General features: G+C 43.8%; 21 protein-coding genes and 2 pseudogenes. 17 read left to right on the forward strand and 6 right to left on the reverse strand.

Annotated elements, in window-relative coordinates; genetic code table 11:
• Positions 1–316 precede the first annotated feature (316 nt).
• Positions 317–673 carry a type II toxin-antitoxin system RelE/ParE family toxin gene (locus tag F6K52_RS13175; protein WP_364417480.1) on the forward strand — a complete coding sequence of 119 codons (357 nt, stop codon included), beginning with the start codon at positions 317–319 and terminating at the stop codon, positions 671–673.
• Positions 674–692: 19 nt separating this feature from the next.
• The gene (locus F6K52_RS13180) at positions 693–1,022 is read left to right on the forward strand and encodes a helix-turn-helix transcriptional regulator (RefSeq protein WP_293078152.1); all 330 of its coding nucleotides are present in this window, start codon (positions 693–695) and stop codon (positions 1,020–1,022) included.
• A gap of 184 nt (positions 1,023–1,206) precedes the next feature.
• On the opposite strand, the gene F6K52_RS13185 is transcribed toward F6K52_RS13180, so the two are convergent.
• Both F6K52_RS13185 and F6K52_RS13190 read right to left on the reverse strand, forming a co-directional pair.
• Positions 1,207–1,362: a type II toxin-antitoxin system HicA family toxin gene (locus tag F6K52_RS13185; protein WP_293078155.1), complete on the reverse strand. Its 156-nt coding sequence runs from the start codon at positions 1,360–1,362 to the stop codon at positions 1,207–1,209.
• A complete protein-coding gene (locus F6K52_RS13190) occupies positions 1,359–1,586 on the reverse strand; it encodes a type II toxin-antitoxin system HicB family antitoxin (RefSeq protein ID WP_293078157.1) in 228 nt (75 codons plus the stop codon). Before F6K52_RS13190 ends, F6K52_RS13185 begins: the two co-directional genes overlap by 4 nt.
• 793 nt (positions 1,587–2,379) lie before the next feature.
• Here F6K52_RS13190 and F6K52_RS13195 point away from each other — a divergent pair.
• A complete protein-coding gene (locus F6K52_RS13195) occupies positions 2,380–2,511 on the forward strand; it encodes a hypothetical protein (RefSeq protein WP_293078159.1) in 132 nt (43 codons plus the stop codon).
• Here F6K52_RS13195 and F6K52_RS13200 read toward each other — a convergent pair.
• On the reverse strand, positions 2,508–3,377 hold the full coding sequence (locus F6K52_RS13200; protein ID WP_293078161.1) for a DMT family transporter: 870 nt from the start codon (positions 3,375–3,377) through the stop codon (positions 2,508–2,510). The two genes, F6K52_RS13195 and F6K52_RS13200, sit on opposite strands and share 4 nt — an antisense overlap.
• 919 nt (positions 3,378–4,296) lie before the next feature.
• Here F6K52_RS13200 and F6K52_RS13205 point away from each other — a divergent pair.
• The 4 genes and pseudogenes from F6K52_RS13205 to F6K52_RS13215 all read left to right on the forward strand — a co-directional run bounded on the left by F6K52_RS13205 (position 4,297) and on the right by F6K52_RS13215 (position 7,479).
• Positions 4,297–4,746 carry a hypothetical protein gene (locus F6K52_RS13205; RefSeq protein ID WP_293078163.1) on the forward strand — a complete coding sequence of 150 codons (450 nt, stop codon included), beginning with the start codon at positions 4,297–4,299 and terminating at the stop codon, positions 4,744–4,746.
• 342 nt (positions 4,747–5,088) lie between these two features.
• Positions 5,089–6,126 (forward strand): annotated as a pseudogene (gene thiO / locus F6K52_RS36975) (glycine oxidase ThiO); the annotation flags it as partial.
• Positions 6,127–6,363: 237 nt separating this feature from the next.
• On the forward strand, positions 6,364–7,137 hold the full coding sequence (locus F6K52_RS36980) for a thiazole synthase (protein WP_364417483.1): 774 nt from the start codon (positions 6,364–6,366) through the stop codon (positions 7,135–7,137).
• A 162-nt stretch (positions 7,138–7,299) separates the two neighbouring features.
• Positions 7,300–7,479 (forward strand): ssl1498 family light-harvesting-like protein, encoded by a 180-nt coding sequence (locus F6K52_RS13215; RefSeq protein ID WP_293078166.1) that lies wholly within the window; start codon positions 7,300–7,302, stop codon positions 7,477–7,479.
• 57 nt (positions 7,480–7,536) lie between these two features.
• On the opposite strand, the gene F6K52_RS13220 is transcribed toward F6K52_RS13215, so the two are convergent.
• Entirely contained in the window at positions 7,537–8,541 is a 1,005-nt protein-coding gene (locus F6K52_RS13220; protein ID WP_293078168.1) for a tetratricopeptide repeat protein, read from the reverse strand.
• Between the two features lie 204 nt (positions 8,542–8,745).
• On the opposite strand from F6K52_RS13220, the gene psbP reads away from it, so the two are divergent.
• The 6 genes from psbP (at position 8,746) to F6K52_RS13250 (ending at position 14,518) form a co-directional block, all read left to right on the forward strand.
• Positions 8,746–9,288 (forward strand): photosystem II reaction center PsbP, encoded by a 543-nt coding sequence (gene psbP / locus F6K52_RS13225; protein WP_293078188.1) that lies wholly within the window; start codon positions 8,746–8,748, stop codon positions 9,286–9,288.
• A gap of 458 nt (positions 9,289–9,746) precedes the next feature.
• On the forward strand, positions 9,747–9,905 hold the full coding sequence (locus F6K52_RS13230) for a hypothetical protein (protein ID WP_293078170.1): 159 nt from the start codon (positions 9,747–9,749) through the stop codon (positions 9,903–9,905).
• Entirely contained in the window at positions 9,881–10,474 is a 594-nt protein-coding gene (locus tag F6K52_RS13235) for a nucleoside triphosphate pyrophosphatase (RefSeq protein WP_293078172.1), read from the forward strand. The genes F6K52_RS13230 and F6K52_RS13235 overlap by 25 nt, the downstream gene beginning before the upstream one ends.
• Before the next feature lie 148 nt (positions 10,475–10,622).
• Positions 10,623–11,024, forward strand: a complete 402-nt coding sequence (locus F6K52_RS13240; RefSeq protein ID WP_293078174.1) for a hypothetical protein — start codon at positions 10,623–10,625, stop codon at positions 11,022–11,024.
• Positions 11,025–11,382: 358 nt separating this feature from the next.
• On the forward strand, positions 11,383–13,464 hold the full coding sequence (locus tag F6K52_RS13245; RefSeq protein ID WP_293078176.1) for a hypothetical protein: 2,082 nt from the start codon (positions 11,383–11,385) through the stop codon (positions 13,462–13,464).
• Between the two features lie 88 nt (positions 13,465–13,552).
• Positions 13,553–14,518: a hypothetical protein gene (locus F6K52_RS13250; RefSeq protein ID WP_293078178.1), complete on the forward strand. Its 966-nt coding sequence runs from the start codon at positions 13,553–13,555 to the stop codon at positions 14,516–14,518.
• Positions 14,519–14,535: 17 nt separating this feature from the next.
• Here the strand turns inward: F6K52_RS13250 and F6K52_RS13255 are convergent, their stop codons facing one another.
• Together F6K52_RS13255 and F6K52_RS13260 are read right to left on the reverse strand one after the other, a co-directional pair.
• The gene (locus F6K52_RS13255; RefSeq protein ID WP_293078180.1) at positions 14,536–15,687 is read right to left on the reverse strand and encodes an aspartate carbamoyltransferase catalytic subunit; all 1,152 of its coding nucleotides are present in this window, start codon (positions 15,685–15,687) and stop codon (positions 14,536–14,538) included.
• Between the two features lie 343 nt (positions 15,688–16,030).
• On the reverse strand, positions 16,031–17,461 hold the full coding sequence (locus F6K52_RS13260) for a phospholipase D-like domain-containing protein (RefSeq protein WP_364417475.1): 1,431 nt from the start codon (positions 17,459–17,461) through the stop codon (positions 16,031–16,033).
• A gap of 252 nt (positions 17,462–17,713) precedes the next feature.
• Here F6K52_RS13260 and F6K52_RS13265 point away from each other — a divergent pair, with 252 nt between their 5' ends.
• From F6K52_RS13265 to F6K52_RS13280, 4 genes and pseudogenes are all read left to right on the forward strand, one after another.
• Complete coding sequence (locus F6K52_RS13265; protein ID WP_293078182.1) at positions 17,714–18,094, forward strand: hypothetical protein; 381 nt, start codon at positions 17,714–17,716, stop codon at positions 18,092–18,094.
• A gap of 118 nt (positions 18,095–18,212) precedes the next feature.
• Positions 18,213–19,376 carry a cysteine desulfurase family protein gene (locus F6K52_RS13270; RefSeq protein WP_293078184.1) on the forward strand — a complete coding sequence of 388 codons (1,164 nt, stop codon included), beginning with the start codon at positions 18,213–18,215 and terminating at the stop codon, positions 19,374–19,376.
• A gap of 130 nt (positions 19,377–19,506) precedes the next feature.
• The gene (locus F6K52_RS13275) at positions 19,507–20,262 is read left to right on the forward strand and encodes a DUF1995 family protein (RefSeq protein WP_293078186.1); all 756 of its coding nucleotides are present in this window, start codon (positions 19,507–19,509) and stop codon (positions 20,260–20,262) included.
• Between the two features lie 208 nt (positions 20,263–20,470).
• Positions 20,471–22,075 (forward strand): annotated as a pseudogene (locus F6K52_RS13280) (hybrid sensor histidine kinase/response regulator); the annotation flags it as partial.

Raw genomic sequence — 22,075 nt, forward strand, 5'->3', positions numbered from 1 at the left:
ATATGCATTTTCTGCGCTTGGAGGGAGTAGGGAGTAGGGAGTAGGGAGTAGGGAGTAGGGAGTAGGGAGTAGGGAGTAGGGAGTAGGGAGTAGGGAGTAGGGAGTAGGGAGTAGGGAGTAGGGAGTAGTAATAATAGTTGATTATTTCTTGATGCAGTCGCTCATCAATGTTGCTAGGTATTATAGGGAAAAGTGTTCTGTCAATTCTTTTTGCTTAAGGGAGATAAAGCTAATGCCAGAATCGTCTCTGCCAATAGGGTTTACCCACAAAAAAGTCAACAAGAGCAACTTTACGATCTAGATGCGAAATGTCAACATGGGAGATGAATTACTGAAAAATCTTATTTGGGTGGGACCTTCAAAAAAGGAACTGTTAGGGTTTCCTGAAGATGTCATCGATGAAGTTGGTTACATTCTCTATCGGGTTCAAAAAAACAAAAATCATCCTCATATTAAACCTTTGAAAGGATTAAATGGAGTGTTAGAAATTGTCAGCGATTATAAAACAGATACTTACAGAACAGTATATGCTGTCAAACTTGGGAATACTATATATGTTCTCCACGCCTTTAAAAAAAAGTCAAAAACAGGTATTAAAACCCCAAAGCAGACTATGAATTTAATTAAAGAACGCCTAAAACAAGCACAAGATATTGCTAAACAACAAGATTAATAGTACCAAGGATAAAATAATGCCAGATTATACTGTAAGCTCAGGTAACATTTTTGCAGATTTAGGATTTATTAATGCTGAAGAAAAGTTGGCTAAGGTTAAACTAGCTTCACTCATTTATGATCTAATTGATGAAAGACAACTGACTGATTTAGATGTGGCTAATATTTTAAAAATTGAGCCTCCTCAATTCATGGATTTAAAAAATGGTCGCTTGCAAGGGTTTTCCTTGGAAAAGCTATTATTTTTTTTGGTAGCATTAGGTCAAACTATTGAAATTAGCGTCAGTCCAAAACCCGAAACTGTATCTAGTGGGAAGATACAAGTAATCCGTCAATCTTATGCTTGAATGTAACCGTTGAAGGGGTAAGTGACTGTTGGGCTACCGACTCCCGACTCCCTAAAAAAAATTGGTCAAGCGCGTAGCGCATTAGCTGACAGCTGACAGCTGTTCGCGCAGCGTGCGCGTAGCGCATTAGCTGTTCGCCTAGCGTGTGCGTAGCACATAAGCTAAATGCTTAGGATTAAATTAATTAACTGGTTTCACCAGAATGTACTGGGATAACCGTTCTACGTCCGTCATCATGAATTAAAATATGGTGACTTCCACGTACTCTCGCTACTGTAAACCCTGCTTTCTCCAGTGCTGCAATAATTTCCCGTCCAGTTAAACTTGGTAATTGACTCATATTTCCACTGCAACTCGTTGTACACCAACGAAGTCGAGGGAATCTTCTAGATTTTCTTCAAATTCCAAACAAAGCGCGATCGCTTCTTGAATACGCTCCATTAATTCATCCAAAGATTTTGCTTGGGTATGACACCCTTTAAGAGTGGGAACAGAAGCTACAAAGTAGCCATCAGCATCCCGCTCGATAATTACATTAAATTCTCGACTAATTTTTGATTTCAAGTTATTGACTAAAGATATAGCTTTTCTGGAATTTATTAGGTATGCTTATCAACCTCAAAGTCACCCTTATTAAGGGGGATTTAGGGGGATCAATTTGTACCTTATGGGATATAGAATTGCTATAGTATAGCATTTACCAAATAGGTGAGGTGCTTTTGTTCTGGGTTTTAGTGCCTAGGCGAAGGGTAGCCCTTTGGGGTAATCCCAAGATCTTGTAGGCTGCGCCCTTCGACAGGGTAACGCAGCAACACCAAAAATTCCAACTCTTAACCAAATCAGCATTATTAGTATCGCTTTTCTGCCATTATGAAAGTAACTCCTACTTGGTTGGGAGGAAAGCCGCGCTGGGGAAATTAACGGTTCTGGCCAGCGCGGCTATTAGTATCGGTCGTAACTTTATATACTATATATAAATCCTGGAAAAAATGCAAGGATTAATTAAAATAATTTACATTTATTTACAACAAGTATGAATAGCCATTTTTTGAATCATTAATGTGTAATTTATTTGACATTAGTTTCAATACAACTGATATCACAAACTGCTTATTAGCTAAAATTGCTAAAATAGTGGATAAGACAGATATTATCAACTTATAATCAGTTTTATCGGGACTGGCCACCAACAATATTAATCGTAGGGTGGGCAGGGTCGCAGACGGATACTATCAGGTTGTAAGAGATTTTATCGGCACTCCCAAACCTACATCTATTTGCTGGTCTGGTGGGCAGTGCATCATACCCATTGAAAAGCTCACAATGGTTTTGGTAAGCACTGCCCACCCTACATCTATTGCTAGCATGCCTTTTGCCTTTTGCCTTTTGCCTTTTGCCTTTTGCCTTTTGCCTTAATAAGCACTGCCCACCCTACATCTGTTACCTGCTCCCTGCTCCCTGCTCCCTGCTCCCTATTCCCTATTCCTAATGTCCCGATAAACTAATCAGTAAAACTCCCAATACCATAATTGCTGCTCCAGTTGCTCTTTCCTGAATTCCGGGTTCTTTAAAAATTAGACATCCTAAGATGACACTAATTAAAGCACTCATGCGTTTAACAGCAATAACGTGACTAACAAAGGTCATTTCTAGAGCTGTCATTTGGCACAAAATTACTCCGGCCTGAAAGAAACCAATAGGAAATAGAGACAGTAAGTTTTTTGGTATTTGGTTTAATTTATCTCTTGATTTAGACAGCATAATTACTCCCATACCTGTGGAAACAAAGCTATGCATCCCAATTGCCCAAAATATTGGTGAAGAATTTTGTACTCCCACCTTATCAACGTTGGAACTAATACTAAAAATTATAGCGGCAGTTAACATTAACTTAGGGCCTTGTTGCTTCAGTAGCCCTTTGAAAGGTGCGAGGTAACCGTTTCTTTTTTCTTTCAAGTTCAAGCTATAAGACCCAACCACAATCATGAGAATACCTAAGACATCTAAGGGAGTGGGATATTCTCCAACAATGATTGGGGATGTCACTAATAAAAATAACGGGGTAAAGGTCATAAATGGAATGGTAATGGATAAGTCAGACCGACTCAAGGCTTGGATATACAAGCTCATACCCACCACATTTAGAGACCCTCCTATCATTAATGCTAAGGCAAAATCTCGGCCTACTTCCGGAATTTCAATCACAAAAAGGAGGGGGAGTAAAACCGGTAAAGAAAAAAATAATACTGCCCAAGAAATAATGTACCCATCAATATTTTTTAGCCCTCGCTTACTCGTCAAATCCTTGCCAGAGGCACAAAGAGCTGTTAGACTAGCGAATATCAACCAAAGCATAGTAGTGCTAACCTGTAGTTTAGCCAGAATAGGGATAATGAGTGAATGACCGACTTAACTAGCCTAGCTTAAAGCATAAATTAAGGCATAAGTTAAGGCATGGTTAAATATAGGATTTATGGTTTGTTGACTGTTGACTATTGACTGTACCCCGTCACTAACCAACCCTAGAAAAGTTGACTAAAATAGTTGGCTAAACTAGTTGACTAACACAGTTATTCATGTATCAGCATAAGCAGTTAGCGATCGCACTGACACAGTTAGCTTTTGAATCATGATTCCACAATAAATTTACCTAAAATCCAGTGACGTTTTTCATCCTAGGACTAACGTAGGGGAGGGTTCAAACTTAACTGAATTTTTAGGTAAGACCTAAGCTTACTCCGAAAGCTCAATTTAGGCAATCTTTTAGTGCAGTGATAAGCCAGTGTCTTGAGGCAAATGGCGAGTGGGTAAACCTCCCGTAGCTCGGCGATGTATCGCTGTCTTGATGCAGTCGCTCATGGTTTTGGGTCTGTGTGCGGAACCTGCGTCCGCACCTTGTAAGCCCCGTGGAAACCCCCAAGACCTCGCTGCATCGCTGCCGTAGCCTAAGCTTAGGGTCTGGTAATTCCCAGGAGGATTTCCTATATTGGGTAAAAACAATACCGGTCCGCCAAAGGTAAGGGAGCTAGATGGGTGCAGGGGATATTGTCAAAGTGATGCAGTCGGCCAAAGGGGAAAAACCCTACTCGCCCTTTGCATCAAGACAATGAACAATTTTATTTTCTAGTGACCTCCGGAGAACTCAACTGGTATATTATGGGCGGGTGTGTTCACCGAAAAGGGGCACATCTGCAAATTCCCTACTTCGACACACAGGTATTAAGTTGTTATGCAAGCAAAATTCTTGATATCAAATCAGAGTATGAACAAATATATGAGGTTAACTACCAAATTATTAGTGCTGGTTGCTCTGCTAGGAGCAGTTAGTGCTTGTCGAAATCGCCAAATCGAGGAGCCTTCCCCGAGTGCAAATCAAGTAGAACCACTTCCTGAACCTCAGGAAGAACAGGCTTCTCGGTTTAACATTCCCTTCTTTAATCTGGGTAGGAACCAGGATGACGCAACACCAAGTGATCCAGTAGCGTCAGAAGACCAAACAATTATACAAGCAGAAACACCGAGTACTCAATCAGAGCAACCGATCGCACAAGCAGAGCCGAATACACCTGATCCCTTTGGAGTGTCACAGGATGATACTCTTGCTCAAGGCACTACTGGGTTCAGTGAGTCTACTGCTCAAGGGGCTACAGGAAGCTCAGCAACTACAGGAAGTTCTGGTACAGTAGTATACGAAGATAATGACCCCATACCAGCCCTATGGTAGAGTGGTAAGTTATGCAGCACCTGTAGTTGTTTAAAAGGTTTGGGAAGAGATTAGAGATTGGGGATTAGGGGATTGGTCAAAAGGAGAAAAGTTGAAAAATAAAGGTTGAAAAATAAAGGTTGAAGTAAAAAGGTTGAAAAATAAAGATTGAAGTGGGAAATGGGTTTATCGGTAGCTGACTTAAGGTTGACTAAAACCCATTACTACAACCGACGAGTTACACTTACCACTTCCCACGCCATACTTCATATTTCATCCTTGATACTTCATACTTAATAGTTCATCCTAGATACTTCATCCTTGATACTTTCCCCAATCCCTAGTCTCCACTCTCCTTAACCTATGAAAGCAGCAAGTGACATTCTGATTATTGGCGGTGGCATTATCGGTTTAGCGATCGCTGTAGAACTGAAGCGGCGTGGGGCGACAGTAACTGTTGTCACCCGCAATTTCCAAGAAGGTGCCACCCTCGCTGCAGCAGGAATGTTGGCACCGTTTTCAGAAGCGCTCCCCATCGGACCCATGCTAGATTTAGGCTTGTGGTCCCATTCATTGTATCCTCAATGGTGTACCAAACTCGAACAGATGACTGGTGTGGCAACAGGCTATTGGCCCTGTGGCTTTTTAGTACCGGTCTATGAAGGAGCAGCAGGAAATCAGCAACACCAACTCAGCAATAAGACCGGAGTTGCTGAGTGGTTAGACAAAGATACGATTCATTGCTATCAATCAGGTTTAAGCTCAGAAGTGGTTGGTGGTTGGTGGTACCCAGAAGATGCTCAAGTAATTCCCCGAGCACTCAGTAAAGCCCTGCGAGTGGCTGCCCAAGAAGGGGGAGTAGAGCTGCGTGAAGGGATAACTGTGGAGGCAATTCAGCAGCGCAATCGCTTAGTCTCTGGGATTAGAACCTCTGCAGGGGAACTCCATGCAGACCATTATGTTATAGCAACTGGAGCCTGGTCTAATCAACTGTTGCCCTTGCCAGTGGCTCCAAAAAAAGGTCAGATGCTGTCAGTAAAAGCCACTCAAAATTCTCAACACCCCTTGCCACTACAGCGAGTGTTACATGGCTCTGAGGTTTATCTAGTCCCTCGTCGAGATGGACGAATTCTGATTGGTGCAACAGTAGAGGATGTGGGTTGGCACCCTGACAACACTACTGCTGGAATTAACCGTTTGTTAGAATCAGCTATCCGGCTATATCCAGAAATCCAACACTGGTCGATTCATGAGTGTTGGTGGGGATTTCGACCAGCAACACCTGACCAATTACCAATTATTGGCACGGGTCCCTGCCAAAACCTGAGCCTGGCTACGGGTCACTACCGCAACGGTATTTTGCTGGCTCCGGTGACCGCTTTGTTGCTGGCTGACCTGATTGAGAAGCAAAAGTCTGACCCATTGTTAGATCAATTTCGCTACGACCGACCTTACCATCAAGCAGCCTCAAGTCAAAGCAGTTCTAATCTAATTCCTAATCTTAGTCCTAATCTCAGTCATAATCTCACTGTATCTAGTAACTCCTCCTCAACACCAGTGCTGCACTATAATTCTGCTACGCTCCAGGACTATCACTCTGACAATGGGACGGAACCATCTGCACCAGATTTACTAACCATTGCGGGAAAAACCTTTCGGTCTCGTCTGATGACTGGCACAGGTAAGTATGACTCTCAACAGGTAATGGCTAAAAGTATTGCGGCTAGTGGCAGTGAAATTGTAACGGTGGCCGTGCGTCGGGTACAAACTAAAGCACCAGGACACGAAGGGCTAGCGGAATCCCTGGATTGGACGAAACTGTGGATGTTACCCAATACCGCAGGCTGTAAAACGGCGGAAGAAGCGGTGCGAGTCGCACGGCTTGGTCGGGAAATGGCGAAGCTATTGGGTCAAGAAGACAATAATTTTGTGAAACTGGAAGTGATTCCTGATCCTAAGTATTTACTCCCTGACCCCATTGGTACTCTAGAGGCAGCAGAACAACTGGTAAAAGAAGGGTTTGCGGTTTTGCCCTATATTAATGCGGATCCCTTATTAGCCAAACGCCTTGAAGAGGTAGGATGTGCTACGGTGATGCCTTTGGGTTCACCCATTGGTTCGGGACAGGGCATCAAGAATGCTGCCAATATTGAAATCATCATTGAAGAAGCAGGAATTCCCGTGGTGATAGATGCTGGCATAGGTAGCCCCAGTGAAGCCACCTATGGGATGGAGTTAGGGGCAGATGCGTTATTGATTAATAGTGCGATCGCATTAGCAGGTAATCCTATCATGATGGCAAAAGCGATGGGAATGGCCTCCGAGGCTGGTCGTCTGGCTTACCTAGCTGGTCGTATTCCAATTAAAAACTATGCTAGCGCTAGCTCACCCTTGACTGGTACCATTAGCTAGCTTAGCAATGCATATATCAAAGAACTTGTCAAGGTCTAGGACTGGATTAATACTTTAGCGTAACCAATCAAGCTAATCAGGAAAACTGAAGAGTAGTTATGCGTATTTTTGTTACATTTTTTGTTACATTTATAAAAATAAAGTAAAAAAAGGTTGTAATCCATGCCATATACAGTAGAAGACGGTGGGCGTTTAAACAATTTTGCTAAAGAGCCAAAAATGTACCAGGCAGAGCCACCCACTGCAGCCGACAAGCGCAACTACCTGATCTTGGGTGTAACAGCCCTGATTTTAGTAAGTGGCTTGATCTTTGTGGCTTTTTCAGCTTCTGGTGTGAGCTAGGTACTGCACAGAAGAAAGCTGTTGAAAAGCCACTTGAGTTCAAAAATGTGGTTGCCATTAAAGCTTTTTGATGGCTTCCATGGCTTCTTGATAATTTTCAGTTCTGCCTTCTTTTTGGAATAAATCAGCCGCTTTTTTGAAATCCTGAATCGCGTCCTCAACCTTATTGAGGTCAAGGCTGGCTAGACCCCGTTTATAAAACGCATCGGCAAAAGTGGGTTGAATTTTTAGAGTTTCTGTGTAATCAGCTACTGCAGCTTGATACTGTTTGAGCTTACTGCGAGTTAAACCGCGCTGGTAGTAAGCCATGGCATTTTTAGGGTTAATCGAGAGAGCTCGATCGTAATCCGCAATTGCTTGGAAATAGTTCTCTACTTCAGAGTAAGCATTACCTCGACTGAGATAAACCGTATCGTTATCCGGTGTCAGAGCAATAGCTTTGGAAAAATCAGCGATCGCTTCGATGAACTTCTTTTGCACAAAATAGGCATAGCCACGGTTGCTATAGGCTTCACCATAGTCAGTTTTAATCTTGATAGCAGCAGTGTAGTTATCAATCGCTTCTTGATAATTCCCCTGAATGTGGTGGACGTAGCCAAGATTGTAGTTGACATCAGGGTCATAGGGCTCCAGCTGCAAAGCCTGTTTGAAATTTTCCATCGCCTCTGGATAATTACCATTATCTAATTGATCCACGCCCCGGTTGTAGAATTCCACAGCACTCATCCGGGGTATAGTCCTCACTGGCAATTCCCTATTAAAAGGGTCTTTCTTAACAGTGGGTTTTTCATCATTAGCCGGTTGCTCTTCCCTAGGTTGGGCTTGAGTATTAGCTGGTTGCTCTTCCCTAGGTTGGGCTTGAGTATTAGCCGGTTGCTCTTCCCTAGGTTGGGCTTGAGTATTAGCCGGTTTATCCTTAGACGTAGGCTCTTGATTATCTGGCTGAGATCGGATAATGACTGGCACTGGAAGTGGATCCTGCTGAGCATAGACAGTTGCGGTAAATCCAGTCAATATTGTGGCAAGTCCTAGACTAGAGATAGTTTGATAAGTTGCTTTCATGGTTTTCCTTACAAAGCCTGATGATTTCCAGAATTGTTACCGTGGGCAGTTGTCTAAAATCGCTCTATTAGCTTGACTTCACTATCTATCACACATCTAGTGAGTGTCCAACCGGTAACAGAAAATACATAAGGGCAGGTACGATGAGTTAAAGATGAGACAATTAAGCAGCTAAGTTGACGTTGAATAGAGATGCTCAAAGAGATGCTCAAGAAAATTGCACCACTACTGCTGCTAGTGTTGAGTCTGGCTATACATGGCTGCACAACTGGTGTCAGTGGTCTACAAAGCTATGTAGACACCCTTAACGGTTATCAGTTTTTGTATCCCAACGGTTGGGTCCCTGTCACAGTGACTAATGGACCCGATGTAGTGTTCCACGATATTATTGAGAGCACCGAAAATGTTAGTGTGGTGATTAGCCCAGTGCCAGAAGGCAAGACCCTTGCTGATTTAGGCACACCCTCAGAAGTGGGGTACCAGCTGCAAAAAAATGCCATTGCTCCTCCCGATTCTGGTCGCACAGCCGAGTTGGTAAATGCTGAAGCTCGTGAGGTAGCAGACAAGACTTATTACCTTTTAGAATACAACGTCCAACTGCCCAACCAAGAACGGCACAACCTGGCCAGTGTGGTGGTTAACCGTGGCAAGCTCTACACCTTCAATGCTTCCACCACCGAACGACGCTGGGGTAAGATGAAAAATTCGTTAGAGGCAGCGGTTAAGTCCTTTTCTGTAAACTACTAAACCGTTGAACGCGCACGCGTGGCCAATAGGCCAAGGTTACAGGTTGAAAGGTTGTTCGCGCACGCGTGGCCAATAGGCCAAGGTTACAGGTTGTTTGCTTGAAGGTTACAGGTTGAAAGGTTGTTCGCGCACGCGTGGCCAATAGGCCAAGGTTACAGGTTGAAAGGTTGTTCGCGCACGCGTGGCCAATAGGCCAAGGTTACAGGTTGTTTAGTTTAAGGTTACAGGTTGTTTGGTTGAAGGTTACAGGTTGTTTGGTTGAAGGTTACAGGTTGTTTGGTTGAAGGTTACAGGTTGTTTGCTTGAAGGTTACAGGTTGTTTGGTTGAAGGTTACAGGTTACAGGTTGTTTGGTTGTTCGCCCAAAGGCGTGCTGATCAGGTACAGTCTTCTTTGACGCTGATTCCATGAAAACCCTATTGCCGTCTTGATGCAGTCGCTCATGGGGGAAACCCCCGCGTGAAGGCGCTGCATCGCTATTGCCTATTGCCTAGTGCCTATTGCCTCTTGCCTCTTGCCTCTTGCCTCTTGCCTCTTGCCTATTGCCTTAAAAGCATAAGCAATGTCGCTCAAACGTTTCTGAAAATTGCTATATGGATGTGCCAACTTTTGTATTAGCTTCAGCTTCTAAAGCTCGCAAACGATTATTGCAAACTGCTGGTATTGAACCGGTGGTCTGCCAAAGCAATTTTGACGAATCTCAAGTGCAGCATCCGGAGCCAGCAACGTTAGTACAGATTCTAGCTGAACAAAAAGCAAAAACTGTTGCTGATCAATTTAGTGACGCTCTGGTATTAGGCTGTGATTCTGTATTGAGTATGGAGGGTGGGATTTATGGCAAACCCCCTAACCCCTCTGAAGCGATCGCTCGTTGGCAACAGATGCGAGGGACTACTGGAGAACTCTATACAGGTCATGCTTTAATTGACTTATCTCGGAACAAAACCATAGTGCGCTGTGGTGTAACACGAGTTGATTTTGCCAATGTAAGCGATCGCGCTATAGAAGCCTATGTTGCCACTGGCGAACCCCTTAAATGTGCTGGTGCCTTTGCTTTGGAAGGTAGAGGGGGACTCTTTGTTGACAAAATCGAAGGCTGTCATAGTAATGTTATTGGTCTGAGCTTACCCCTACTCCATCAAATGTTACAGGAACTAGGATATGAAGTTACTGATTTTTGGCAATAGGCATAGTAATTGGTGATTAGTCATTGTCTTGATGCAGTCGCTCATGGGGGGGACCCCCGCGTGAAGGCGCTGCATCGCTTGTAATTACCAGTAGACTTTTAGCTGACTACTAAAAACTAATAAATAAATTAGGGCGACAAAAAAATCTATGACCACTAAAGACGACTTTAAACAACAAATCAAGGCAGGTAACATTAGGGATGCCCTGACCCTATCCCTAGGTGAAGCAGTGGAGTTAGAAATTACCACTTGGGTATCCTCATCTAGCCCAGCTCCTCATTCCTCAGCCGAGCTAGACCAGCCAACCTCTGATTGCCAAATGCGTACTCGCATGAATATTATTGATGGTGAAATCAACAACGAAGTTGGTTCACAGTTTATGGGCAATGGGCCTTACACTGAACTCAAGCAATTTCACCTACAGCAGGTACAACAAGGACGCCAGACTATTCAGCAAAATTTGGAAAATTTGCAACAACTGTTTACTGTTCTGATTACTACCATGGGTCGGCTACCTCAAGGGTCTGAGCTAGGTAATGATAGTCGCTAAGGGTCTATCTGCGAAAAAATAGAATACTATTTAACACTAAAAAAAATATCAATAGTATTGAGGTGATCTCCTACTTCGGCGACAGGCAAAGTGTTCACCAGTAATGGGCACTGCTAGGTTGCTCAATTCGTTGTTATCTGATATAAATTTAACCTAAAGAATTGAAATAACTAAGTGTTTGTTGGCGGTTGACGGTTGGGTCTTCACAGTCACTGAGAAACTTTTAACAAAAATTATACCCTTTAAATAATCATACCACTATAACCCAAGGGTGGACGTGGGAATATCAAAAACTATTTATTATTAGTCAATCTAAACTAAATTACAAAACTACCCTAATAAGAGCGAGTATAGTATTATGGCTCCTAGCGATGACTTCAGACAATACCTTAAGACAGGGAATATTAAAGAGGCTCTTGTCCTAGCCCTGAGCGAAGCAGTTGATTTGAAAATTACCACCTGGGTAGCTGAAACCAATGCTGATTTAGATGCAGCCCAGGCAAAACCTGGTCATCGTATGTGTACCCGCATTGATACTATTAACGGTGCCATCGATAATGAAGTAGGAGACCAGTTTATCGGCAATGGTCGCTATAGAGAACTGCGGCAATTTCACAATGATCAGGTGGCTCAAGGCAATCAAATTATTCAGAGCAATCTTAAGAGTCTGCATAAGCTCTTTGAGGTTCTACTCACTCTAGGTTACCCAACTAGCAATACTGGGGTTATAGAGCCTGAATCCCCTAAGGGTGAAACCCATTTATTACCAAGCATAGAACCGGTAACTGAAACTAGAGTAGCCATAGAGTCAGTCGAGTCAGTCGAGTCAGTCGAGTCAGTCGAGTCATACACAGAGCATCGTGTCGATACAGTTACTAAAGCCGTTTTGGGGACTGGATTGGCAGCAGCAGCAGTTGCCTCTGCCTCGGAGTTAGTAGCAGAACCTCCCCCAGCTGAAGTGGAACCCACTCAGGCAGCACCAGAGATACCCCCAACCATCTCTGCTGACCTTGAGTCAGTAACAGCTCCTATCCCAGGGAACCTTGATGATTCATTGATTAATCCCTACACCGTAACTGAGCCAATCATAAAACCTGGATTGGTCGATGAAGTAGTCGATGAAGTAGTTTCTGATACTGGTTTGTTTCCAGAGACTACTGAATTGCCAGAGATTACTGAATTGGAGGAGGAAGAAGCAATAGCAAACTTCCTAGAGGATAGGTGGTCAGAAACTGAGTCAGTGTTGGTACCTCCACCCCCCATTGAAGAGGAAACAGAGATTATTCCTGATTTTCTACCAGATACGGCACCAGAAGTGGAGTCAATCTTGGTAGCTCCACCCCCCATTGACGAAGAAACAGATATTAGTTCTGACTTTCTACCGGATACGGCACCAGAACTCGAGTCAATCTTGGTACCTCCACCCCCAGTTCCAGAACAAACCCAGGCTAGTCCCGACACTTTCCTACAAACTGAGCCTGAAGTGCTAGAAGTCCCCTCTGCAGAAATAGAATCCTCACTGATGCCATCGATAGATAGCACCCAGGCATTAGAATCGGAAACTGAACAGGACGATTGGGATGACTCGATGTGGGAATTACTTGAGTCTGTGCCTGATGAGCAACTAACTGACCAAGACGTTTCAGAGGCAGAAATTGATCAACAATGGCAGGAATTCGTTGAAGAACAATCCCAACCTGATTTAAATCCATCCGATGCAGTGGATAATCAAAATTGGGAACTCCTGACATTAGAAGATTTGGAGTCAACGCCCCCATCACCAGAACCCACAACTGAAGCTTCAGACCAGGGATTAGAAGATGATTGGGGTGATTTGTTTGAAGAAGATACACAAAAGATTGATGAAGATTCTAACCTCCTCAGCCTAGAATCATTGGAGCTAGAAGAAAATGAGGATTGGGATGATTGGATGTTGGAACAACCGGAGGAGTCATCACTAGAATTGACAACTCCTGAAATAGATTCATTAGATATCTCTGAGGATAATGAGTGGGAGAAATTAACGAAAAACGCTAATCCGTTCACTGCACCAAGCAATCTCAATGGATCAGCAACAGATTTAGAACTTGATGAAGACTGGGATGATTTCGCAACTGATGAACTGGAATCTTATCCATCTCTAGGAAATAGCTTGGAGCTATCGGCACCTTCGGAAGATCCAGATACTTCAGAACTGAAAAATGACCTAACTGATGACCATAACTTTAATCAGGATCAATCTCAAGAGTTAGATCCGTTTCTAGAAATCTCTGATATCACCGATCAATCAGAGAAAGCATCTGAGGACTTCATGGAAGACTTGTTTGACTTTCCTGTGGCACAACAGAGTGAATCTGAGGCGATAAAACTTGATGATGATAATTGGTCTAGCCTGGAAGAGTCACTATTTATTAAGAAACCACGTAAACAAGAGGATTAATCTGGACGTAATCAGCTTTTTAGGTGGTGGCAAAAGAGAAGCAGTAAGCTTTGCCTGATACTTCGCCCGTACCATAAACAGATTGCCAATGGTCGATTTTGATTCCATAGAAGATTCGAAATCGACCATTCCTCGACCTATATTTAGGGTAGTTCATATATCATTAACCATGGCCGTGACCAAGACCAGAAACCGTAAGCAACCAGCAACTACTGATGCAATATCATCTTTAAAACCAGGTGCGACCGGCGAATTAAATTCGTCACGGGTCGCACCTGATGTTACTTCTAGATTAGGTCAAACCCTAGATGAATTTTATAGCTCTTTGGGGGATGTCTTGATTGACATCACAGCGTTAGAAGTTAACACCATGGTAGTGGAGGAAATTAAGGGAGATAAGTTCATCCCCTGGGAAACCTACCGAGATATTTACCCGATCTCAGCTGACTATCTAGAGCAACAGGGAATTCATGAGTCTTTACGCGATCGCTACCTTGAGTTACGTAAAACCTTGGAACTAGAGTACAGTGTGATTCTGAGTGATCCCAATTCACCCTGGTATGATCCCACTGTTCTAGACCAGGCTAGAGGAGGCCAAGAAATCCTCACCAATCCCACAGTAGAACTGCAGCAAATTAACACCCGACTACCAAACCCTACTAAAACCAGCAGTTCAGAAGAAATGCTTCAAGCGCAAGATATTCTTAAGAACCATCGTTTCTTGCGTTGTTTGCGTAAGCTAAGTGAACTGAAAGCAGCATTGGATAGTCGGAATCAGGCATTGCTAAAAACTCACTCACAACAACCGGCAAATGTCAAGTCAATCAATGATTTAATTTGCGCCCAAACTGTGATTCAACTAGATGGTGATGTGATCAACCGCTATGCTCAAGAAATTGTTAACCATCCTGATCGAGATTTGATTCTACACATCCACAAGCAAGGAGTCACTGCTAGTCAACAGCAGTGGAGAGGATTGCTAGAATTTATTTTGGGTTTGGTACAGGCGTCAGTGAGATGGGGTAATGGTCAGAGTTTACCTTGGCGCAATTGATTTACTCAGCCTATGAGTCAAAACTTACCACTACCGATTAAGTAAAGCAACGCCATCCTAACCGCAACTCCACTAGTCACCTGTTGAGGAATTAAGCTAATCTGGGGATCATCCATCAGCTCAGAACTAATTTCAACCCCTCGGTTAACTGGACCAGGATGGAGAATGTGAACGTTGGGTTGGCAAAGTTGGAGGCGCTCCCCGGTAATCCCATAACGCTGATGATATTCTCTCAAACTAGGCAACAAATGAGTCGTCATACGTTCTTTTTGCAGCCGTAAGGTCATGACAAAGTGAGCATCTTTTAGTGCTGGTTCAATGTCCCAGTGAACATATAGCTTAGGATGACTAATTGGTAACTGTTGCGTAGACGTAAGGGAATGGCTGGCTTGACTTGTGATTGGTACCGTTGTTTTTAAAATCAGAGGGGTTTCGGTGTACTGCCTCTGGTGACCAAGGCTAGACTTAGCCAATAACTGTTGCTGTTGCTTTTCCTGAGGTTGTTGGAGACGAGTACTACTGTATTGAGCAAATAATTGGGGAAGTAGAGTAGGTGGTCCAGCTAGATGAACCTCTGCACCTGTCGCCAGGAGACTCCAGATATTGGAACGGGCAACTCGTGAGTGCAGAATATCTCCAACAATGGTAATTTTTTTTCCAGCAAGCAGTTCTATGCGGGGATTGTCCCAATCTAAGCAAGAACAAATTGTAAACAAATCCAGCAATCCTTGAGAAGGATGTTCATGTTGACCATCACCAGCGTTAAGTACACTTACCTGGACACCGAGTCGATTCATCTCAGTAGCAATAATTTGAGGAACTCCCGCCTGCCGATGGCGAATCACCATCATATTAGTTCCCATTGCCAGGTAAGTCTTTGCTGTATCAAGAATCGTTTCGCCTTTGCTTAAGGAAGATGTTCCTGGTGCAAAGTTTAGGATATCAGCAGAAAGACGTTTAGCCGCTAGTTCAAAACTGCTACGAGTACGGGTTGATGGTTCAAAAAACAAATTTGCAACCACGTGACCCTGTAGTGCAGGGACTTTTTTGGTGCGTCGGGACAGTACCTCCCGAAAGCTAGCGGCAGTTTGTAAGACTGTATTGTATTCATCTGGCGTAAAATCAGCCAGGGCAAGAATATGGCGGCGAGTCCAGGTGGCATTTGCCATATAAGTCGTCAAGCAATTCAATAATTTAGCTTTGCTGCTCCTAACAGCTTTGAGAAATTCTGACACCCAGGAAACCCTAGATATCGATTAAGGTTAGCAGGTCGAGCAGTATTACCTACTTGGTATTATTGAGCCCCAAAAACTAAGATAACCTCAGCGCAAACCTGTGTTAAGGAAAAAAGCTGGTTTAGTGTTCGGACAACACCGATTTATGAACAGGCCATGACAGATTGGTGGAAGTTTGACAAATGACTAATCACTAACGACAAAACCCAACAGACCATTTTCAAATTAAATTGAGGGGTATAACCCGTCATGCCAACTATTCAATAGTATGCTCTACTCAAGAATGTGGATCAAGAGGCACACATTTTTGTTGCTGTGCTTTAATCTTTTGCTGAACTCTAACTGGTACTCCTTTCACTGCTTTGCCATAGAGGCGTTGAAACTCCCGCTCAAAATGGGCAGCCACGATCGGGCTATGAATAACTAAAACCGTCTCATCGTTCCTGGTATTTGCTGCTTTTGACCAGTTGTGGGAGCCTGTAATCACTGTCTTTCCATCCAGAATGGCAAATTTATGATGTAAGACATCTCCTTCTGGCAACTGAGGCACACCCACAGTAGCAATCGGTTGACGCCAAGGACGGTTACCAGTCTCATATTTACACTTGTGAGCAACAGCTACTCCCATCATGTCCAAACCCTCACTGTAATAGCGAAAGGCAAAACTTGGCTCAATTAGCGCTTTGACCTTAACACCCTGTTGATGGGATTCCTCTAAAACATTGGTTAGCCGTTGCTCGGAAAAGACAAATAAAGCGATATTAATCGTTTCTTTAGCCTGAGGAAGGATTTGAGCGATTACACCATTGCTACTCTGATGCCAAGGTTTGGTAGTGGAGGTTGGAGAGAATTTGATAGCGATAGTTGTATCCCCCACACTGGTATCCCCCACACTGGTATTCCCCACAGTTGTATCTCCCAGTGTGACTTGCTTTACTGGTCGCCATGGCTTCTTGAGACCAAACTTACTATCTGGTTGACCGCCAGCACCATCCCCCCACATCACGTTAAATTCCTGGGTGAATTGCTTAGCTAACTCTACACTGTCAATTTTAAGTAGATTGTTGGGATTGCCACGACTATCTTGAAACTGAAAGTCACCATGTAGATCACTAAGAGTGAAGTTTGCTGAGGTAATAATAGAAACTTTGTTATCAATAACTATAAACTTATGATGCATTAAGCCACTGCCCCGAGAACCATCCGCTGTGTCATCAATCATAGGTACACCAGCATTTCCTAAGATGATTAAAGCGTCTCCTTCTGAAATTTCCGTTGCACTCAGCTGACCATCTCTGTCACGGTCGATCAATATTAGGGACTCATTGTAGCGTGAGCGTTCTCTTTGGGTCAGTTTTGCTACTGACTCAGCGCTTAGTTTACTGAGCGGAATACTGTAGTTATTCTCTAAAATGACTCTGACCTTGACACCAGCTTGCTTACGTTCTACTAAAGCTTGGGCAATTCTGGGCATACGCAACTCCTGAACCGCCACATCTACTGTTGACTTTGCTGATGCGATCGCATCCACAATCACTTGCTCCAAGTTATCTCCCTCCCGAGTTATTCCCCGGTAAGGATCAGTGTATTGGGCTGACCTACTATGATTAAAGTAAGCCTGAACCCAAGGGTCTTGGGGCAGAGGGGGTTCAACAGACACCTGTGGCTGAGCTTGTTGACAGCCACACAAAATCAATAGTATCAGCAAAAGATAATACAAATTCCAGTAAATGCACGCTGGTTGGGAACTCAAGGCATCAAAAAACCCGATTGGATAGCTGATTTCCTCATGCTAACAGCACAATCTTCAAATAGATGCAGTTGTTGAATTAACATAAAATACCAGGGGATATCAGTTGCCATCTTGTTCAACTCCCCCCCTAATTGCCTTTTTTTTATGGAATGGCTTACACCGAAGCCTAATTAGCGGGTTAGGGACTTTAACCCGAACTAGTGTCTTATGCCAAGACGAAAGAAAACATTCCCGTGTGGCCACAAGGGGTATGGTAAAACATGCCACCGATGTGATCAAAAAAACCGAGCACGGCAAGAGAAAAAACAGCAAAAACGGCAGTGGGAGTCTAGTTTTGAAGATGATCCCATTGACTTAAAAAACCTTCCTACCCATGTGGTTGTCAAAGCCCGTGGGATAATTGCTGCTTTGCAGAATCATCAAGATTACAGAGAATTTGGTGGCAAGCGGCTGCGCCACAACCGCTGGATCATCAGTATTCCTGTAACTCGCAACTACCGAATGATTTGTCACGACCATGGTAGCTTATTGGTGCCTCACGCGGTTCTTTCCCACGAGGACTATAATGTTGGCAAACCAGGTGGTTAGTTATTATTCATCAGTTATTAGTCACTAATTATTAGTTATCAGTTATTAGTCATCAGTTTGAGATAGACCTGGAAAGGTTATATGCTGAAGGTAGAGATAGCTGGTTGCCTGAAAACCCATGCAAATTTATCTGGACTATAGCGCCAACACACCACCACGCCCAGAAGTCATTACAACTATGCAAGATGTGCTTACCCAGCAGTGGGGTAATCCTTCCAGCTTACACCAGTGGGGTCAGCGAGCGGCCATTGTACTTGAACGAGCTAGAATACAGGTAGCTAGGTTAATAAATGCACCAGCGGAATCGATTACATTTACCTCTGGCGGTACTGAAGCGGATAATTTGGCCGTTATGGGGGTTGCTCAAGGTTACAAAACACCCCAGCATATAATTATTTCTAGTGTAGAGCATTCTGCGATCGCTCAACCAGTAGCCTGGTTGGAACAGTGGGGTTGGCAAGTGACTAGGCTACCAGTGGATTCTCTGGGAATGGTCAATCCCAGTGATTTAAAAGCTGCCTTACAGGCAAATACAGTTTTAGTCTCCGTCATTTATGGTCAAAGTGAAGTAGGTACGCTCCAACCTATTTATAAACTCGGACAAATTGCCCGTCAACAGGGTGTTCTGTTTCATACCGATGCAGTTCAAGTAGCAGGACGCCTCAGCATCGATGTTCAACAACTACCGGTGGATTTGCTGTCCATTTCCAGTCACAAAATTTATGGTCCAATGGGATCAGGGGCATTGTATATCCGCCCTGGTGTGGAGTTAGTGCCCCTGATCTCCGGTGGTGGACAAGAATCCCGATTGCGGTCTGGAACCCAGGCGTTGCCAGTAATTGCTGGGTTTGGCATGGCGGCAGAACTAGCAGCAGCCCAAATGCTAACAGAGACACCTCGGTTAATTCAATTACGCGATCGCATGTTTGACCAACTCGCCGATACTCCCAATCTCATTCCCACTGGTTCTAGAGACTATCGCTTACCCCATCACGTTAGTTTCTGTGTGACTTCCCCTACTGAGGGGGTGACTGGCAAAACTATAGTGCGCCAGTTGAATCAGGCTGGTATTGGGATTAGTGCAGGTTCCGCTTGCCACAGTGGTAAACTGAGTCCGAGTCCGATATTGTTAGCAATGGGTTACAACGAGCCAGCTGCTTTAGCTGGAATTCGGTTGACACTGGGGCGAGATACCACAGAAGCTGATGTAGATTGGACGGTGATGGTAATCAAGCAAATTTTGGAACGACTGATGCCACAACCAGAATTATCTAAGGTCTAACTTTGCTCAAAAAAGGCTCAATTGCTCCTATGGGTAGGGTGGATTTGGGATTAATGTGGCTAGACATTAGTTTTCTTTTTTCTTTTAAGCCATTAATATTAGAGTTTTTGATTAACACACAAACAGACTCATGAATGAACTTCCTTTGAGCTTAGAAGACGCGATCGCTCAAGCTAAACAAGCGACCAAAGCCGCCCTAGATGACGGTCAAACCAGGGTACAAGTGGAGTTGGTCTTTCCAGAAATTGCCCTGCAAGCTCAGTCAATCGCCCAAGCATTTATTCCGATATTTGAGCAGTATGGCTCCGGACTGAAAATATTCTTTCCTGATACCGGTGCTTCAGCCCTTGCCCTTCGTGACTGGGGAGAAGTCCCGTTTAAAATTACTGATGTTGGCACCAGTCGCTCCCCAGCAGAAACTAGAATTGATGATGATGACCAGGCTTTCTTGCTAGTGGGCCCGTCTGCGGTGGAAGTAGCCCAAGTGGAAAAGATTTGTAATTTGGCTGGGGATCGCCCCTGTGTAATCCTAAATCCTCAGCTCGAAGATGTCTCGATTGTAGGGATTGGCTATGCCGCACGTCAGTTACGCGATCGCTTCCTGAAAACCCTGCAGTCTTGTTATTATCTGCGACCCTTTCCAGGAGGGGCTCTATGGCGTTGTTACCCTTCTGTGTGGCAAGTATGGCTAGAAATTGATGATGAGTATCAGTTGGTGACTGAAGAACCCAGCAAACCGACAGCAGAGGATATTGAGCAAATTATACTTAAGGCAAGTCTAGCTAACACAACTAGCCCAGAAGATTCTCAAAATATACCATCTGCACAAAAAAAACAGTCGTTATTCTCAGGTATCCAGAAATTCTTAAATGCTCTGAGTCGTTGAAATCACAGTTGAACTCAGATATGAAAAACGTTAAAAAAAATCTAGCTAGCGAGGCAAGAAAACCTCGTCTGTATAGATCTGGGACTGTTAAGCTACCTCTTAGCTAGTTAGTGAGATGAAATTTTAGAACTATCATATAGGGAACCGGCGAACTTGCCAAGGCAAAAGGTTAAAAATGTTCGCTTAATGTGGAATTTTAGCTTTCCGAATGTCTAACAACCTAGATGCTCAGCCACCAGCAGTAATCACAGACGAATTTAACCTAGATAACTTCCTCGAGGATATACCGGATATAGAGGAAGTGGAACAACCAACCACTGATATCCTCCAAATCGAGTCCGATGATGCTGCAGAACCAAAAGTTGGCATGGCAGAACTCAATAGCTTAGCTGATATCTTTGAAGGTCAGACCCCTGATTTGGATAAAACCTGGCAAGAAGAAGAAATTATCGCTCCAGATAACCAGCAGTTGTCTAGCCAATCACACAATTCTATAACTACAGACGAACCAAAGGATTTATCTGACCTGATTAAAGAACTTGATGGGTTGGACATTCCAGAGGCAGCGGAGTCTACCGAGGAAGATTTACTCAGTTTGTTCGATGAGGAATTTCCAGAAGAAGCAGCTTTTGAATTACTACAGTCAAGGGAGTCAACTCCAGAGGAGATTCAACCTAAGCCTACTCCAAGCCTGACGGATAAAGACCTTGAAGAATTATTTTCTGTTGGGAGTACTGAGGCAAACTTAACTCAAAAAACTAACCCAGCGGATGAATTAAGTAGTTTATTTGACGATACCTTTTTTGAAGAAAATATCTCAAGCGCGGAAAATACTACTCCCACATTAGATAGTTATGGGATGGGCAAACAGCAGCCTATCCGACCAAGGACACCGCACGTCGAGCCCACCCACAGCCCTCGCCCGGGTCCGACCTACACAGATCTCAATGAATTAGATTTTAATCTGGTTAATGACTTGGAGCTTATTCCAACTCACCCCCCTGCAAACCATGACCAGCCAGGAATTAAATCCCCATCAACTAAAGGGTCTTTAAAGCCCACCTCAACACCCGGTCTTAGTTCAAGTGTAAAAGGAAAAAATAGAAAATCCGATCCCATAAAATCAAACAAATTACCAGATTCATCACCAAAAGCCTTACCAACAACCCAAGATCAATGGCAGCAATTAGAGCAGCTGTTGGCAGAAGCTACGGCCCATTACCAAAACGTTGATTTTGACAGTATAAAACCCCTGGATGTGAGCTTAACCACTGTTGAAGTAGGATCAGAGCAGACAAGAATATTTGATGAACTAGAACTCCTATTAAATGAAACTAGTAGCCCTGAACCTAACGACTCCCTAGACCAAGAAACCAGGAAAACCAATCAGGCGGACTCAGTAGAGGATGACTTTAAAGACCTAGAGCACTTGCTAGAGCAGGCAAATCAAAGCATATCTGCTATCCCAGGAGGGATAAACCAGGAGCTGTCCCGCCAAACAAGGCGTCCGAGATCTAAGTTATTTGAACAAACCATGCGGGTACCGGTTAAACAACTGGACACCCTGAGCAATTTAGTGGGAGAACTGGTAGTTGGTCGCAATACATTGGAACAAGATCAAGAACGGCTGCGGCAATTCTTAGATAATTTATCCCATCAGGTATCGAGCCTAAACGATATAGGTTTGAAAATGCGGGACTTGTATGAGCGAACCCTGCTGGAAAATTCCCTATTGTCTAGTAGTAAGATTTACCGAACTACAAGTATCCAAGAACGGGAACAAGGAAACCAGAATTACTCCAGCTTAGAAGAT

Origin of the sequence: Moorena sp. SIO3H5, assembly GCF_010692395.1 — a bacterium.
In the GTDB taxonomy this organism is placed as follows: domain Bacteria; phylum Cyanobacteriota; class Cyanobacteriia; order Cyanobacteriales; family Coleofasciculaceae; genus Moorena.